Raw genomic sequence first — 1,307 nt, forward strand, 5'->3', positions numbered from 1 at the left:
CGTTAGGACCGCGCACGCGTCCGTCAGGACGGCGTCAGGATTCGTTAGGGACCGGCCTGGAGGCACGCCACCGGTCGCACGATCGGTGACGCACCAGGAATGGTGCGGCCCGCACCGCCCGGTGGCGGGCCCGTGCAACCTACGGAGTCCTCGTGTTCGACGTGTTCGTCGTCGCCGGTGTCCTCGCCGTGTTCGGCGTGGTCGCCCTCATCGCCAAGGGGTTGGAGCGGCTGTGATCGGCATCACCATCGCCGCGGCCGTCCTCGGCGTCGCCGCTGTCGTCTACCTGGTCTGGGCGCTCGTCCGGCCGGAGAAGTTCTGATGAGCGGGGACACGTGGGCCGGCATCGCCCAGGCCGCGCTCCTCGTCCTGCTCCTCGTCGTCTGCTACCGCCCGGTCGGTGACTGGATGGCGAGCGTCTACACGCCCGTCCGGCACAACCGCGTCGAGCGCGGCGTCTACCGGGTCATCGGTGTCGACCCCGACGCCGAGCAGTCCTGGGCCGCCTACCTGCGAGGTGTGCTGCTCTTCAGCGTCGTCGGGCTCCTCGTCGTCTACCTGCTCCAGCGCATCCAGGTGGTGCTGCCGGGGGACCTCGGCCTGCCGAACGTCGGGCCGTCGCTCGCGTTCAACACGGCCGCGTCCTTCGTCGCCAACACGAACTGGCAGTCCTACTCGCCCGAGGCGACGGTCGGCTACAGCGTCCAGATGGCGGGCCTCGCGGTGCAGAACTTCCTCTCCGCAGCCGTCGGCCTCGCGGTCGCCGTGGCACTCGTCCGTGGGTTCGCCCGTCGGAAGAGCGGCACCCTCGGCAACGTCTGGGTGGACGTCGTCCGCGGCACCGGACGCCTGCTGCTCCCCGGAGCCTTCGTCTTCGCGATCGTCCTGGTCGCAGGCGGTGTCATCCAGTCGTGGGGGGCCGGCACGGACGTGACCACCCTGATCGGCGGGACGCAGCACATCCCGGACGGCTTCGTCGCGTCACAGGAGGCCATCAAGGAACTCGGCACGAACGGTGGCGGCTACTTCAACGCCAACTCGGCGCACCCGTTCGAGAACCCGCAGGCGTGGACGAACCTCGTCGAGATCTTCCTCATGCTCGTCATCCCGTTCTCCCTCCCGCGCACCTTCGGCCGCCTGGTCGGCGACGACCGCCAGGGGTACGCGATCCTCACCGTGATGGGCGCCATCTTCCTGGTGTCGCTCTCGGTCATGTCGATCGCCGAGCTCGGCGGGGGCGGCGCGGCCACGCACCTGGCCGGTTCCGCGATGGAGGGCAAGGAGGCGCGCTTCGGCATCCTCGGCTC

2 protein-coding genes are annotated in these 1,307 nt (G+C 69.9%); both read left to right on the forward strand.

All coding sequences use genetic code 11. The features are described 5' to 3' along the window. Positions 1-232 precede the first annotated feature (232 nt). On the forward strand, positions 233-322 hold the full coding sequence (kdpF, locus tag I59_RS19840; protein WP_042724093.1) for a K(+)-transporting ATPase subunit F: 90 nt from the start codon (positions 233-235) through the stop codon (positions 320-322). Beyond that, positions 322-1,307, forward strand: a 986-nt coding sequence (locus tag I59_RS11100) for a potassium-transporting ATPase subunit KdpA (protein WP_022903921.1), incomplete at its 3' end; no start/stop codon positions are given. The genes kdpF and I59_RS11100, both read left to right, overlap by 1 nt.

The sequence above is a fragment of the Curtobacterium sp. B8 genome (assembly GCF_000333315.1).
Classification (GTDB): Bacteria; Actinomycetota; Actinomycetes; order Actinomycetales; family Microbacteriaceae; genus Curtobacterium; species Curtobacterium luteum.